Below are 15548 nucleotides of genomic sequence, written 5' to 3' on the forward strand. Positions count from 1 at the left end.
TATTGTGCCGAGGGTTCAGCAGTACTCGCCGATCAGGATGAAATTAGGGTTTGGCTGATTATTCCCGTGCCAATGCGTCAATGGGATCGAGCCGTGCAGCGCTGCGCGCAGGCAAATAACCGAACACGACACCAATACCGGTGGAACACAGGAACGCACTCAGCAGTGCCACCGGCGGGAAGTTGATCTGCCAGCCCGGCATCGCCAACTGCACCAGCAAGCCGATGGTGAACGACAGTACGATCCCTAAAATCCCCCCCACCAGGCAGACCAGCACCGCCTCAATCAGGAACTGTTGCAGAACGTCGCCGGAACGAGCGCCAACGGCCATGCGGATGCCGATTTCTCGCGTTCTTTCTGTTACCGAGACCAGCATAATATTCATCACCCCAATACCCCCCACCACCAACGAAATCACCGCCACCAGGATCAGGAACAGTTGCAGCGTACGGGTGGTTTTCTCCGCCGTTTGCACCAGGCTATCCATGTTGTAGGTAAAGAAGTCTTTCTTGCCGTGGCGCAGCGTCAACAGCCGCGTCAGTTGCTGTTCTGCCTCCTGGCTGTTATAGCCATCGCGGATACGCACGGTGATAGAATCGAAGTAGTCGTTGCCCATCAGGCGATTGGCCATCGTGGTATAAGGCACCCAGACGCTGAGCATCTTGCTACTGCCAAACATGGTTTGCTTTTCCTTCGCCACCCCCACCACGGTCGCAGGCATATTGCCAATCAGGATCACCTCACCCAGCACGTTTTTTTGTTGCGGGAACAGACGGCGCTGGGTGTTGGTATCGATCACCACCGTCTGCGTCTGGGACTCTACCTGCCTGACATCAATAGCCGTTCCCTGGGAAAACTCCATGCCGTACACCCGGAAAAACTGCTCGCTGACGCCCGCCACATTAGCCGCCACATCGATATTGCCAAAGCGCAGACGCATGCTGCTGCGAGTCATGGGAGAAAGCGCGCTGATATAAGGTTGTGCATCCAATGCGCTCAGATCGTCATATTTCAACGCCTGGCGGAGGGTTGGGTCATCGTCACCAAAATCCTTACCGGGATAGACGTCCACGGTGTTGGTGCCGATGGATTTGATCTCGGCCAACACCTGCTGTTGGACTGCATCCCCTATCACCAGGATCGAGATCACCGAGGCAATACCGATGACGATCCCCAGCATGGTCAATAAGGTGCGCATCTTGTTGGCCGCCATCGCCCACCAGGCCATCGACAACGCCTCCCGGAAACGGTCGGCCATCTGCTGCCAGGACGGGGCTGGCGTGGCCAGTTCCAATGATTTGGCCTGTGGCTTGCCCTGCGCCTGTGGCCGAGAGTCGCCAATGATTTCACCATCGTGGATTTCGATAATCCGCTCGGCCTGCTGCGCTACCGCCGGATCGTGGGTAACGATGATCACGGTGTGTCCCTGCTCGCACAGCTGCTTGAGGATCGTCATCACCTCTTTACCTGAGTGGCTATCGAGCGCACCGGTTGGTTCATCCGCCAGGATCACCTGGCCACCGTTCATCAATGCCCGCGCAATGCTGACACGCTGCTGCTGCCCACCGGACAGCTGGCTTGGCCGATAGGCGATACGTTCCCCTAACCCCAGGCGTTGCAGCAAGGCCGCCGCCCTGGCATGCCGGGCCGAGTTATTCATCCCAGCGTAAACGGCAGGCACCTCCACGTTATGCGCCGCACTCAAATGTGGCAGCAAATGATAACGCTGGAAGATAAAGCCGAAATGCTCGCGCCGCAGTTGAGCCAATGCATCGCCATTGAGCGTGGCCACGTCCTGCCCGGCCACGCGGTAAATGCCGCTGTTGGGTTTGTCCAGACAGCCGAGAATGTTCATCAACGTCGATTTACCGGAGCCGGAAGCCCCAATGATCGCCACCATCTCACCGGCATCTATCCGCAGGCTGACGCTTTTCAATACCTCCAGGGTTTGATCGCCGGATTGATAACTACGCCGGATATCACTCAGTTCCAACAGTGCGGCCATCAGCTGTCCTCCACGCCGCCGCGGCTGACAATCACCTCTTCACCGGCTGTCAATCCACTGACAATTTGCACATCCAGGTTGTTACGCATGCCGATCGTCACCTCCCGCAGCTGTTTCTGGCCATGTTGCAGCACCGCAACGTGGTAACGGTTATCGGCGATCTGCTCCCCTAACGCTACCAGCGGAATAACCAGCGCATCGCTGGCGCCAGCCAGCTGAATATGCACCTGCGCGGTCATTTGCAGGCGCAGCAATCCCTGCGGATTGGGCACTTCGAAACGCGCGTAATAAAAGATGGCGTTATTGACCTTCTCTGGGGTGGGTTGGATGTCTTTCAGCACGCCCTCAAAGCGTGTGTTCGGATCGCCCAGCACGGTAAACCAGGCTTTCAACCCCGGCTTGAGGTGGATCACGTCCGCCTCAGAAACCTGGGCCTTCACCAGCATGGTACTCATGTCTGCCAACGTCAGAATGTTGGGTGCCTGCTGTGCGGCGATCACCGTTTGGCCCTGAAAGGTGGTGATCTGCACCACATCACCGTCCATCGGCGCTTCAATGCGGGTATAGGCCAGATTGATTTTGGCGGTATCCAGACTGGCCTGATTTTTGGCGATCTGCGCCCAGGTGTTTGCCACCTGCGCCTTTTTCACCGCCAGATCGGTGGTCAATTTATCCAGATCCTGGCGCGATAACGCCTGCACCTTGGCCAGTTCACGGTTACGCTGCAAGGTGACCTCTGCCAGTTGCTGCTCCGCCTGCGCCTGTTGCAGCTGGGCTTGCAGTTGCTGTAGCGTGGCCTCGCCTTCGCGAATGCTGTTTCGTGCCTGTTGGGGATCGATCACGCCGAGCAGTTGGCCTTTTTGCACCTTATCGCCAATCTCGACCTTCAGGCTCTCCAGCTGTCCGCTGACCTGAGCTCCCACATCAACCTTACGTACCGCATCCAGTTGGCCAGTCGCCAAAACGTTCTGTTGAAAATCACGCTGGGTAACCTTAACCGTTTTAAACTCCGCAGGTAGCGGTTGGCTGAAATGCCAATAGGCCAGCATGGCAATCGCCACTAAAGCGCCTCCCCCTAGCAGCCTAAGTTTTGTTCGTCCTTTTAACATATGGATATTTTTCCCTAGCTATTTCGTCTATTCCTGCCAATTTCTAGCCGCAAAGCCGCCATCGAATTAAACCATCACGTGAATCCATAATCCCCTACGCCAAGGCCAATATGTGCAGAGAGCCTATTATTGATATTACTTATAACTTCCATCTCTTTCATAACGCTTAAGCTATAAATAAAATCATTTACCCCTAATTCAGGAATGGTTTTTATCAAGGCACAATGGCGCAGGCCGGATAGCAAAGCCGCCGCCCCCAATCGTGTGCCGAACCTGTAGTGAACAAATACGTTTAAATTGACATGAGTTATAATAAAACTGATTGAAATTTTGAATGACAACCATTATTGATTAATTTTTCTGATAGTTCAAATAGAATCTTCCCTAAAACAGGCAAATAATCCTGTATTTATTGGTGTATATTCTTAATATCTAAGTTATTACTTAATATAAAACAAGAAGCATCTTATTTAAATATAAGATAATATGATTAATTATCAATTGAGTTATTCAGATGGATTATTAATGGCGCTATCTATTGGCACCATTGATGCCAACACGATGCAGACCTCAACCAAGCATTTGAGTTTAGGCAAAAGCCCCTTTAAAGGGCGAAGAAGAGTGAGCTGAATCCCGTTTTTCAAATTATCTGGCATCCGCCCTTGCTTGAGAGACAAAAAAGGAGGTTTGGTAGAGGGGATGTTCAGTGAGAGCAAACTAACGCTCCTGCGGCAACTCCAGACAAAGGCTGACCCGATGACAGACTTATCCTCTTCGCCTAATACTCTCGCGATGCCAGAAATCACCGGCGTCACCGTACCTCATGACGGCCTGCATTACCTCAAACCGGAGCTATTACTGGATTTTATCAGCGTGACGCCGCGGCCGCTGGTATCCATAACTCCGGTGGCGGTGCTGTATGCTTCGATTGGCGTTTTGCAACGAATTGACCTGCGGAAGATCCCGGTCGCTATCAAAGGACGGGTCATTTACCCCATTTGTCCCCAGTCCCTACCCAACCTGCGGGCCAAATTGGTGATCAATGGACCGCTGAAGAAGGTTAAGTTTCAGGGAAGCCTCATCCCGGTAACAGAATCTCAGTCGGTAAAAAACATGACGCTCATTGGCGTGGCGCTGGAGTTTACGGTGCGAAAGACCTGATGATTGGATTAAACGGGCGTAGCATGCGGTTGAAGCAACCTCAGCCGCATGCCGCGCCCGATATCAGTAACTAAGGCATCGTCAGTATTGCGGTGGCCGAACCGAAGAAATCACCGGCTTCAACGGTACCCACTTTAGTCAGCGTAGACATAAACTCCAGCGGCATCTTGGTCGCTGCTAAAGCATGGATCCTGACCCCGGTAGAGCCACTCACCCCACCTATGGTCAAGCGGGTTTGCAGGCTACCGTCGCTTCTGAGATTGACCATACCGTTTCCGGCCGACCCTGCAAGGTAAACCATCACGTCCATTGTTTGCGTGCAACGGATATAACCTGTCTGCCGCGCCTGATGCCCTTCAATATCCCTAAGTTGAACCTGGCCATGGGTCAGTTCAACGCTGGTTTCGGTAAACTCACATTTACCTACCGGCGGCGGTACGATCCCGCATAGGCTGCTGGGCATCATTCTACTGCCACCTGCATTTGCGGTCCCGGTAGTCGCCTTAAAGTACATCCCAACGCATTCCTGCGTCACCGCAGGTCCCGAGTGCTCCTGAGTTCCACTACGCGGAAGCGAATATTTGCGCTGAAAAGCCGCTCCTACCTCTCCTACCGTCCTATAAGTTTGGATACCATCAAGGTATTCGTAGGCATCTGAAACAGCTGGCCCCGCCTCCCCCGCATCACTGTGTCGGTGGCCGATAAATACCGTACATTGCGCCCACCCGAAGCACGGGTTTGGTGTAACATCAATAGTGTCCCAGTATTCTACAGTCCACCAATATTTGGCATTGGAAGGCGTGCCCTCACTACGAGTAATATAAGAATAAATTGCGCTATTGGCGCTATACGCTGTCAGCAACGTGACAGCCAAAAGTATCGCTTTAATGGCTTTCATAACTGCCCCTGTGATCATCCCTTATCTACCGCGGACTCATTAGTCACGCCGTCGATTTCAGGGTAAGCCGTATTACGGGCTACTCGTATTCCAATAAAAACGTCGCGCTGGCGGTAAAGTCGCCAGGGTTAATGGTTTTTTGGCTAATCGCATCGGGTTCACCCTGCACATAGGTCCGCAGGCTAATGGTATTATTGCCCGAGATCAGCCCTTGGTTATAGCTGCCGGTATTGATCGCAACCTTATTTCCCTGTTGCGTTTCAATACCGATGCCAATACCGCTGGTCTGACTCGCCCCGGATATCGCCAGCAGACCATTCAGCCTGCTATTTTCCGTACCGGAAAAGGTCAACTTCACCATATTTCCCAGGCTAAGATCGCAATCATCGAGATGTAATACCAATGGCACCCCTAGCGTACGGGTGTTGAGATAAAGATATTTCTCAACGATCGAGCCAAAATCGATATTGATATTTTCATCCGTGACTCGCAATGTGCAAGGGTCAGCCACCAGAGCGCCTCTAAAGCGTAAATTATCAACCGCCTGGGATACGCTGGATAAACTGCCAAGCCCTATAGTCAGGGATATTAACAGTGCCGAAAATCGCATGATGGTTTCTCCCTGTTATTGATAATCAGCCTGCAGCGTTGCCGTTGCTTCAAACGCGCCTTCCGTTAAAACTATGCCTACCTGCTGTACTGGCACGGCTTTAAGATGGGGTTTACTGGCCGGCGTGATGGTTATTTCACTTCCAAGAACAAAGGGTTGACCGTCACGCAGGATTTTAATCCCCAGCCCGTTAATATTGGTTTGCACCGCGGCGTTATCAAAAGATATGGGGTTGCCTGTGAGCTTCAACTTCAACGCCCAACCATGGGTATTTGGCTCACAAACCAGATCATAATTAATGTCCTGCATATAGTTAACGCCATCCACTTTTTTGACACCGACCTTAAGGCCAAAATCAACGATGACATTATTACCGCTGTTAATGCGACAAGGAGGTGGCTCGAGCAGCGTTCCTCGAAACTCCATATCGCCCCCTGCAGCAAATGCAGTAGATAACAAGCCACTTATACCCGCAGCCAGTAGGGATAACAGTAGAATTCGCATGTCTTATGTTCCCTTACTGGTAATCAATTAATAACGTGGCGGAGGCGGTAAATTCGCCCCCCGTCAAGGTGGCCCCGCTACGCTTGACCGGCACCGCATACAGCACTGGCTGATTGGGGTAGGTGTAGTTAAACCAGGTATTGATATTTAACCGTTGCGTCCCATAGTACAAAGCGATACCCAAATCGCTTTTATTGGTGCTCAAATATCCGGTCCCAAAGCCCGCCGTGCCGCCCTGAATACTCATTTTCAGATTGTTGGATTTCTGAATGTCACAATTCAGGCTATAGGCAATGGTCTGCTTATAGTTGACGCCATCAATCCGGGTCGTCATCACCTCATCGCCAAAGTCCACCCGAATGGTTTGATTATTATTAATCGTACAGGGCGGTGGCAGTATAACGGTTCCCCTGATATTCACCGGCATCGCGCTGACCGGAACGCTGGTCAGCACGACACTGAATAGCGCCCCGGCAAAACAACAGCCTGAGGCCCTCGATCTCATGCTCCCCCGGCGATGCTTACCAGGAACAGGATAATATTGTTGCATACGTTCTCTCCTTGCAGACCTGACCCCGCGCCCTCTCCCTGTAACCTGGCACGACCGGTTTCAATTAACTCTTCTTCGCCGGTTCCACCTGGCAGTCCGATCCGCCGCAACGGAACGTCAGCACTGGGCGGCCGCCATAATCGTTGACGTAGGTCAGCACTGGCGATGCCCCTAATACCGACGCGCTGATACCTAAAGGAGCACTGCTTTTCGGCTCCAGCATCAGCGGCTCAAAACCCGTTGCGCTGACGCCCTTTCTGCTGCCCGCATCCACCAGCGTCACGTAATACGGCGTCGGGTTGTTCACCACATACTTGTCGCCCTGCTTGGTCAACGTCAGTTGGTCTTGCCACGGCGTCGCCATCTCGGTGACCGTTTTCACCAACGCTTTTGGCCGATAGAACAGTTTGATGCGCGTCTGCAACGCCAGTTGCAAGGTGTTAGCCTTGTCACTCTTCGGCGGGATTTCACGCAGGTTAAAGTAGAACAGCGTTTCCCGATCCTGTGGCAGTTGGCTCAACACCGGTAACGCCTGTACCTTCACCTGGCTCTTGGCACCCGGTTCGATACGCTGTACCGGCGGCAGTACCGTTAACGGACTGGTCACCTTGTTGCCCTTGGTATCCTCTATCCAGCCCTGCGCCAGATACGGCAATTGCGGGTTGTCATTGTTGACGCTCAGGCTGACCGACTTATCGCCGCCAGGAAAGATGATCCGGGTACGATCTAGCGCGATCGCCGCCTGGGCCTGCGTGGTCAGCGCGCACAGTAAGGTTGCGGCGACCAGCGCCATCCCCGTATTGGTTTTCGTCATTTCGTATCTCATTGTATTGTCTCAGCCTTTTTCTGTATTGCGGCCAGGTCTGTGGTGTCTTTTTTCGCGGTTATCGCCCGGCAAGGCAGCAAGAGTTCAGCCATGCCGTTCGCTGGCAATACCGCCGGTAATGTCAGTTCACACTGCGCCTGTTCATCCCAGTGAACCGTCATCGTTTCACCGCGCTCAATACCACTCAGGTACACGCTGCCGGCGTCACTGACGATCCCCACATCGCGTTTTTTCAGGTTCTGCACCGTCGCCCCGAACGGCGGCATCGTGCCGTCTGCCAGACGGATCACCGCCATGGCCTTCTCACCCGCTATCACGTCAAACCGCCGATAACCTATCGCGCCTTCCGTCAGCGTGGCCTGCACCACCGACTTCATCGCTTCGGCGTTATCCGGCAACTTATCCAGATCGATATTCACCCGGTTGCGGTAATAGCTGTTCATGTCAGCCACCACGGCTTTGCCGTAGCGGTTGGTGCGCACTGGGGCACCGTAGTTACGGATCGGGATATTGGCTACACCATCGGTGTCGACCAGCAAACGGGTGCCCCCCGGGATAGCGACCCGGTGCATTGCTGCACCTTCCGCAGTCGCCGTTACCCCACCCTGCAATGCCAACCCCACCGTGCTGTAGCTCCCGGATTGAGCACTGGCTGTAGCGTTAATCTGTGCCCAATCCGCCTCGTGGCTATAGAAACCACTGGCCAATGGCCCTTTGCGGTTCCAGCCGCTGCTCACCTGATAGCTGCCGCGATCGCCGACCCGGTCTGAGTAGCTGACCCGGTGGGTATTGTCATTACGATCCAGCGTACCGCTGTAGCTCACCGAACCGCTGTTGCCCCACGGCAGCGACAGTGACAGGAACACCCCGTCGTCATTCTGCCCGTTGTACTGATTGCGGTAGCCGGTCATCGACAGGCTGAGGTTCTTGAAGCGACCAATATCCATGTAGCGCATCAGCGACAGGCTGTAGCGATCGTTGGCGTCCCGATCCCAATAGGTCTGGTGGTCATAGTTCAGGTTGGCCGTCAGCCCTATCTCGCGGAATTGCTGGCTGTAGGACACCGTGTACATCTCTTTGCTGCTCTGACTGCGGGTTCCGAGGTTACGTACCTCCAGGAATTCCCCCATGGTCATAAAGCTGCGTTCAGAGAAGCGGTAACCGGCAAAGGTCACCTGACCACCAATCTGGTCAAAGTTCTTCGAATAGCGCAGGCGATAAGAGCCACCGCTCAGGGTATCCCCCTGAGGCAAATTGGCCCGCGACTGCGTCACGTCAAACGACAGAGCACCAAACGCCATCAGGTCGCGGCCAATCCCCACCGCCAACGCGTTGTACTCGTCACCGGCCACCACGCCACCGCCGAACAGTGACCAACCATTGCTGACGCCCCAAGAGAATTCACCACTACCGAATAGCGGCCCTTGCGTACGGTGCCGCCAGTCTGTTGGCCGCCCACTCGCCAGCTTGTAGCGCACCATTCCCGGGCGGGTCAGGTAAGGGATGCTCGCCGTGCTGATAGTGAACGCCTGGACGCTGCCGTCTTGCTCTTCGATCCGCACGTCCATCAGCCCCGATACCGCGTTGCTCAGATCCTGAATACGGAACGGGCCAGCTGGCACCAGAGATTCATACAACACTCGCCCCTGCTGGCTGACCACCACACGGGCGTTGGTACGTGCCACGCCACTCACCTCTGGCGCATAGCCGCGCAGGTTCGGTGGCAGCATCGCGTCGTCGCTCACCAGGCTTAGCCCGGTGTAGCGGAAGCTGTCGAAAATGTCGGAGTTGAGGAAGTCTTCACCCACAGTCAATTTGGCGCGGAGCCGCGCGATCGCCCGGTAAGCGGTATACTGTGTCCACTCAAAGTTGCGCTGGCTGGACTGCCCAGAGCCGGTTTGATGATCAATCTGTGTCTGCCAACTGGCACGCAGCCGCCAGCTTCCCGCATTGGCGCCCACCACCCCGTTGCCGCTCAGGTTATAGCCTTTCTCGACACCGTCATTTTGATCCTGACGTTGGCTCTGAGCATTGAGGTTGTAATCCAGCAGCAGCCCGGGAATACCGTTATCCCAGCGTGCAGGTGGATCCCAATCGGGAGAGCTGTATTCCAGGTAAGCCTGCGGAACGCTGAGATAGAGTGTGTTGCTGCCCAGCTCGGGGCGCGCCGTCATCCCCTCGAGGCTACCGATCACCAGACATTGCCCGTTGTGCCACCAGGCCAGATCGCGGGTAAATTCCTCTTTCAGCCCCATTTGTTCCACCAGAGCGGCAGACAAACAGGCTTCGGTAACATTTGGATCTTTGTCCGTGGGATAAAATGGGATCGTCTGTTCAGGCAGTTCTTGCTGGTTGACGCTAATCAGCAGGCTGTATTCACCCGGCATCACGTAACCACTGCGGGAAAAACGTCCCAAATCGATATTGCCGCGCTCCTGAACATCGAGCACGTCGGTATTGAATTCGATGGGTTTTGCGGCAGAAACCTGGCCATTCACCAGTGCCAGCGCAATCAACAGCGGCAACAAGCGGGTGCGCGGAACCTGTACTCCTACAAGTGGGGTGCTCATCATCCATTGACCTTTATGCGTTAAAACTTTCCCGGGCGTTATGGTTGTTATTAAAGGGAATACCCTGCCGGGGAAGTCAATCTGTCTAGGCGTGCTGACTATCCGTTATCATGTCAGCCTGCAGCTCAGTGATATTCCAGTTGGTAGCGCACCTGGGCGCTATAGGTGCCCGTCTGCAACGGCTGGTTGTTGGCGACCATCCGTGCGCTGTAATTCAGCAGCATTTCTTTGCCCTGCAACACCGGCGTCTGCGGCGGCAACTCCTTACCTGGAACGGCCTCATTCCCCAACGCATCGTTCAGCACCAGCGCTACGCCGCGTGCCTCCCCCTCAACACCGAAGTGCCCATCCTCATTGCGGCCGTCAAACGTGACGCGAAAGTGCTGCTTGCCCAGAATGTTATTGTTGCTGTGCTTAAGCGTGCAGTTCACCAGCCGGATACTGAATGGCCGCGACAATGCCCGACTGTCATTAACAATCCGATCAAAGGGCAGCGTGCCCATATCAACGGTCTGGTCTCGGCTGGTGGTGTCAATATCACAGGCGGTGGCGACTATCGCCCCGTTCATGCTGAGCTGGCTGCCCCCCAAACCGGCAGTGCAGTCATCGCACCCACCAGTAAAAACAACGAGGTAGCCGTAAAACTATTCACCGACATCCCTGGCTCCCGTAATCCACAAGAACAGCAAAAACTGCATGCGGAAACCGCATGCAGTCACACCGACTTTTAGTTGTAAGCCAGAGTAAAGTTAGTGGTCGAGGTGAAGTCACCTTCCTCGATATCCGCCAACGTGGTACCGGCATGCCCTTGCAGATAGGCAGAGAAGCTCAGAGTGTTGTTACCAGCGATCAGGTTCTGGACGGTAGTCGCAGTACCCAGGGTGATCGGTTGGTTAGAACCATCAAACATCGCGATGCTTGCACCTTTTGCCACGCCAGTGATGGCCAGCAAGGTGTTGGTGGTGCCAGTTGCGCCGCCATTTGGACCAGCGAAGGTGACCTGTACCTTGTTCTTGCTAGAGATATCACAACCTTGCAGTTTGATATCAAAGTTCAGAACGCTGGATTTACCGCCGTTCACCAGAGCCACATTCGCCACCTGGCCAAAGCTCTTGGTCTGATCCAGGCTTTCTGGAGCGATAGAGCAAGGTGCATCAATGATTTTACCTTCGAAATTTACCTTGCCCGAACCCGCATCAGCATTTGCCAGAGAGACCATACCCAGAGACAGAACCGTAGCCAGCGCAATGTTAGTCAGTTTCATGTTTTCTTTATCCTTAAAACGTTAATTTAACGAGAAATCCAGACATACCTAGCCCGACACAATTAAAACGGTGCCTATCAGAACAACGCTGTTTTATTTGACGGTCATTGATATACCCGGCAGCATCCTTTCATTTGGTATAAAAGAAGGCATCCCTTTCCTTCCCCTTTATTTGCGAAGGGGCAGCTCACCAGAAAAGACAAGACTCTTCCGGCGCTTCATCCGATGAATAAAGCGAATTATTAAAATACAACTTTATACGACAGCCCTGAATAGATAGAATTTCAACCATAAAGCAGCCACACACCAATTTTTTCATTGACCCGGGTATTTATGATAAGATAATTCTCAGACCCTTCCATCGGACAACCTCATCTCCTGTCGCCAAAAAATTATTGCAAATACCTATAATTTTTGAAAGTGTTGTTTTCCAAACAGAGCAATTTCGCCATAAAAACCTTATTTATATGCAAGAATATTCTTATTGCGACGACTACGGTCGCAAAAACGAATTACTTAGTATTTTATGCTGCGAAATGCGATATTTGCGAACTCATTGATCGTAAATTTGGTTTTCACGAAACAATAGTCCATGATAGCTTAGAATGGTAAACTGACGCCTCATAAGGAAGAAATGGGGGTTATGATTCTGACAGTATTCCCCTGTGATCACCTAGAAAAGTTAGCAACAAAAGCCAGCAGCATAGGATTATTCCATTTCGAATAGCACCCATCAAGACGCATTAAAAGGAGGTAGTGACATGTCTTATCGCACCAATAAAGAAAGGGAAAAGCAGCTAAATAATGTTTTTATTGCTCTACAAACCCTTTGCAAGCGCGACATTCATCACACAGGCGTTCCCCCGCAAGTTCAATGGCCCAAGACAAGGGAAATCGCAGAATACTCCGAGACGACAATATACCTTGCTCGTTACTATCTGCTGCGATTAGTTGAAAACAAAAAAGCTTATGTTACCTCTGGCGCTCTCAATAACAGTTTACGCTGGTATATTGCTGAGCCATCGCCATCACCTAAACATCATGAAAAAAGGGAAGCGCAGCCCGTTGCGGCGGAAGGCTAAATACGCCTCCCCCTTCTGACTTGTGTTTGATTTTTTTCTACTGACATTTATCTATCCCGTGTCTGCCACGGTGTTCCACGTAAGGCAGACACGCCGGTTGAAAGGAACTCATGCCATGAAACAACCTCTGTCCATCATGATAATCGATGCTGACCGTTATTTTACCTATGGTCTGGGCTTGGGGCTGCAAGCCTATTTTCAGGCCCGTCAGCAGGACATCCGTCTGCTTGAGGAAACACAGGTTGGCAGCGATATCGACATCATTTTCCTGGGCGATCTGGTCACTAGCTACCCATGGCATTACCGCTTGCATCAACGGAAAAATCATCCGATGGTGTTCTTTATCACTGAGCAGGGGCGCAACAAAAACCAGCTCAAGCCAAGGGTGCATTGCGAACAATGCCATACCAGGGCGCTGTACCGCCACCAGCCGTTATCCTCATTATACGAGCGGTTGGATAGCGTGCTGTTTTCGCCCTTCGCATCGCTAATAGCATCAAGCCACGATTGCACATGTATGTCTCCGTTGACGTCGCGGGAAGAGGAGGTGTTGCGTTGTATACACATGGGAATGAATGGGCAGGATACCGGCAACTATTTGCAAATCAGCAATAAAACCGCCAATGCCCATAAGCAGAACGCCATGCGCAAGCTCAATTTCAGATGCAATCAGGAGCTGTATCAGTGGCTGCTGCAGGGGGGAGGAAACTATCTGAACGAACGGTCGTCAATCACTCAACCGCGCTTGCCGCAGCCACCAACGTTGCTGGCAGAAACCAACCTCATCTCTCCGGCACAATTAGTGGGACGGCAGAGAAAAGACCGCCCTTACGCTGCCTTGTCCACGCACAAGCAGGCAGACCCCCTCGGCCAGAGGGAGCCGGTCTCCACGTGAAGTGGCCCTCGGAGGCAAATTATAATCGTGGTTTAGCCTGGCTTGCGGTGCTCCGCAGCATGCATCGTAAGGTAGGCATTGAGGTTTTCGTCCCCCAGACCCAACGTGCTCAGGATTGCGGCCATGAAGCTGACCGGCGCGGTACCCGGTGCCGTGATAACGCGCCGATCGGCGATGGCATAAGGCACATCCTGATAGTATTGCGCACCACCATAGTTCAGGCTCAACAGGTTTTCTGCCGAATTAGAAGTATGGCGGACCGCATCAAGCACGCCCGCCTGCGCTAAAACGCGAGTGCCATCGCAAATCCCCGCGACGATAGCGTTACTTTGATAAGCCGCGGCAACCAAGGCGGTGATATCCGGCGCCTGTGCGGTTTGCCAGATAGTGCCCCCGCAGACAATCAGCAGATCGACTTCATCAGGCTGAATGGCTTCTATTGCCAGATGAGGGGAAACCAGCATGCCACCTGAAGAGGTGACCTGGGCTGCGCCAGGAGTAGCAAAACGGCAGTCAAAACCGAAGTACCCACGCCCCGTCGAGTTGATCAGAGCGGTTTCCCAATCGGAAAAGTTTTCAGTCAGGAGAGTAATAGCACGTATCATCGGAGTGTCCTTGTCAGTAATGGGGGCAATTTTCAGGATTTTCCTACCCGCAAAAACCAAGAGTAACCTGCACTGTTGACAGTTTCTGTCAGTAGCCAACAGAGGCCCACTCCCGCAAAGATAACTCGCATTCAATCAGCCAGCGAAACCGGTGCTACGGTCAACAGCAGGTTGGCAAAACGCCGCATCTCACCGCTGGCGATCACCAGTAATGTCTCCTGTGATTTTGCCGCATGATAGAAAGCCTCACGGTTGAGGTAATTGATGGGGCAACCGTCAGGCAGCAGTTGCTGATATTCGGTAGCGATGGTGTTGGTGAAGTCCTGCGGCCAGGCCATCATTGAGGCGTGTTCCACGTTAATATGCTTGAGCACTTTATCTAATATCACGCTGCTGGCGATCATTCCTGGGGCCAGGTTCAGATAGACAATCGTGGCCTCTTTCGACGAGTTGGTGACGAACGAATAGTTACCATCGGCGATGAGGATCTGGGTTTTATGCCCGCACAGCGCCAGGGCGCCCAACAGTTGCGGATGAATAATATCGGCTTTGATCATAGTTTTCCCGTAGTGAAGGCAGGTGGGCGCAGCATGCAGCGCCCCTACGTTTGAGCCCGGTTGTGGGTGTTACAGATTGCTTCCCATACCTGGCCACAGCTTCGTACCAGCTCCCTCTCCTTTTTAGGCAGAGGGTTGGGTAGGATCACATACGGTAAATACCGCCGTTAATGTCGATGGTGGCACCAGAGACGAAGCCGTCATATTCCGAGGCGAGGAATTTAATCACCCGAGCAACGTCTTCCGGGCTCCCCGCGCGGCCAAGGGGGATGCCGTGGATGGTTTCATCGGCAGATTCTTTGCTGGTATGCAGGTTATGGAAGCGAGTGCCAAGAATAAGCCCCGGCGCTACGGCGTTGACCCTGATGCCATGTTCACCCAGTTCCGCAGCCAGGGAACGGGTCCAGGTTAATACCGCCCCTTTGGCCATGGAGTAAACCAGTGAACCAGAATGCCCGCCGGCACGGCCAGCCAGTGAGGCCAGATTGACAACGCTGGCTCCGTCCTTGGCGCTTTTTAAGTAAGGTAGCGCGCTTTGCGTGACGTTCAGCATGGTCGTCATATTGACATCAACCACCGTTTGCCAGAATTGGCGGTCGATCTCACCGAGCCATTTACGGGCGATAATGCCGCCCACGTTATTGATCAGTATGTCTATCCCCCCAAAAACTCGGCGGCGGCAGCGACACATCGCTGAGTATCTGCGGTATCGGTTAAATCAGCATAACCATAGGCGGCGCGTTGACCGCGTGAATGGGCTAGCTCAGCCAGTTCCTTTGGCCCCTCTTCGCCGCTGAAATAGTGGATGTAGATGTCACACCCGGCGTTAATCAACTGCTCTGCGGTAGCTTTGCCAATCCCCTGCTCGGCTCCGGTGATAAACACTTTCTTACCCGTTAGATTTCCCATTTT

15 protein-coding genes and 1 pseudogene are annotated in these 15548 nt (G+C 53.2%); 3 read left to right on the forward strand and 13 right to left on the reverse strand.

Going from position 1 to position 15548, the window contains the following annotated elements:
• Positions 1-58: 58 nt before the first annotated feature.
• A complete protein-coding gene (gene macB, locus D9980_RS16255) occupies positions 59-2005 on the reverse strand; it encodes a macrolide ABC transporter ATP-binding protein/permease MacB (protein ID WP_121607842.1) in 1947 nt (648 codons plus the stop codon).
• Positions 2005-3114 carry a macrolide transporter subunit MacA gene (gene macA, locus D9980_RS16260; RefSeq protein WP_121607843.1) on the reverse strand — a complete coding sequence of 370 codons (1110 nt, stop codon included), beginning with the start codon at positions 3112-3114 and terminating at the stop codon, positions 2005-2007. The genes macB and macA overlap by 1 nt, the downstream gene beginning before the upstream one ends.
• Before the next feature lie 756 nt (positions 3115-3870).
• Between macA and D9980_RS16265 the strand changes: the two genes are divergently transcribed.
• Positions 3871-4275 (forward strand): dTDP-glucose pyrophosphorylase, encoded by a 405-nt coding sequence (locus D9980_RS16265; RefSeq protein ID WP_065684809.1) that lies wholly within the window; start codon positions 3871-3873, stop codon positions 4273-4275.
• Between the two features lie 70 nt (positions 4276-4345).
• Here the strand turns inward: D9980_RS16265 and D9980_RS26715 are convergent, their stop codons facing one another.
• The 8 genes from D9980_RS26715 to D9980_RS16305 form a co-directional block, all read right to left on the reverse strand.
• Positions 4346-4741, reverse strand: a complete 396-nt coding sequence (locus D9980_RS26715; protein ID WP_162304280.1) for a hypothetical protein — start codon at positions 4739-4741, stop codon at positions 4346-4348.
• Positions 4742-5252: 511 nt separating this feature from the next.
• Positions 5253-5684, reverse strand: coding sequence for a fimbrial protein (locus D9980_RS16275; protein ID WP_238393646.1), 432 nt, complete (start codon positions 5682-5684; stop codon positions 5253-5255).
• Positions 5685-5798: 114 nt separating this feature from the next.
• Positions 5799-6287, reverse strand: coding sequence for a fimbrial protein (locus D9980_RS16280; protein ID WP_121607846.1), 489 nt, complete (start codon positions 6285-6287; stop codon positions 5799-5801).
• Between the two features lie 13 nt (positions 6288-6300).
• A complete protein-coding gene (locus D9980_RS16285; RefSeq protein ID WP_237734198.1) occupies positions 6301-6837 on the reverse strand; it encodes a fimbrial protein in 537 nt (178 codons plus the stop codon).
• Between the two features lie 64 nt (positions 6838-6901).
• Positions 6902-7651, reverse strand: coding sequence for a fimbria/pilus periplasmic chaperone (locus D9980_RS16290; protein WP_121607847.1), 750 nt, complete (start codon positions 7649-7651; stop codon positions 6902-6904).
• Positions 7652-7659: 8 nt separating this feature from the next.
• Positions 7660-10236, reverse strand: a complete 2577-nt coding sequence (locus D9980_RS16295; protein ID WP_370454270.1) for an outer membrane usher protein — start codon at positions 10234-10236, stop codon at positions 7660-7662.
• Positions 10237-10358: 122 nt separating this feature from the next.
• Positions 10359-10802 carry a fimbrial protein gene (locus D9980_RS16300; protein WP_121607849.1) on the reverse strand — a complete coding sequence of 148 codons (444 nt, stop codon included), beginning with the start codon at positions 10800-10802 and terminating at the stop codon, positions 10359-10361.
• 158 nt (positions 10803-10960) lie between these two features.
• Positions 10961-11497: a fimbrial protein gene (locus D9980_RS16305; RefSeq protein ID WP_024482986.1), complete on the reverse strand. Its 537-nt coding sequence runs from the start codon at positions 11495-11497 to the stop codon at positions 10961-10963.
• A 761-nt stretch (positions 11498-12258) separates the two neighbouring features.
• Here D9980_RS16305 and D9980_RS16310 point away from each other — a divergent pair.
• Both D9980_RS16310 and D9980_RS16315 read left to right on the forward strand, forming a co-directional pair.
• Positions 12259-12579 carry a FaeA/PapI family transcriptional regulator gene (locus tag D9980_RS16310; RefSeq protein WP_024482987.1) on the forward strand — a complete coding sequence of 107 codons (321 nt, stop codon included), beginning with the start codon at positions 12259-12261 and terminating at the stop codon, positions 12577-12579.
• 115 nt (positions 12580-12694) lie between these two features.
• Positions 12695-13474, forward strand: a complete 780-nt coding sequence (locus D9980_RS16315) for a helix-turn-helix transcriptional regulator (protein WP_121607850.1) — start codon at positions 12695-12697, stop codon at positions 13472-13474.
• A 32-nt stretch (positions 13475-13506) separates the two neighbouring features.
• On the opposite strand, the gene D9980_RS16320 is transcribed toward D9980_RS16315, so the two are convergent.
• From D9980_RS16320 to D9980_RS16330, 3 genes and pseudogenes are all read right to left on the reverse strand, one after another.
• Positions 13507-14079: a DJ-1/PfpI family protein gene (locus D9980_RS16320; RefSeq protein ID WP_121607851.1), complete on the reverse strand. Its 573-nt coding sequence runs from the start codon at positions 14077-14079 to the stop codon at positions 13507-13509.
• A 131-nt stretch (positions 14080-14210) separates the two neighbouring features.
• Positions 14211-14636 (reverse strand): RbsD/FucU domain-containing protein, encoded by a 426-nt coding sequence (locus D9980_RS16325; protein ID WP_024482990.1) that lies wholly within the window; start codon positions 14634-14636, stop codon positions 14211-14213.
• Between the two features lie 145 nt (positions 14637-14781).
• A pseudogene (locus D9980_RS16330) lies at positions 14782-15545 on the reverse strand (SDR family NAD(P)-dependent oxidoreductase).
• Positions 15546-15548 lie beyond the last annotated feature (3 nt).

This window comes from Serratia sp. 3ACOL1 (genome assembly GCF_003668775.1).
Lineage (GTDB): Bacteria > Pseudomonadota > Gammaproteobacteria > Enterobacterales > Enterobacteriaceae > Chania > Chania fonticola.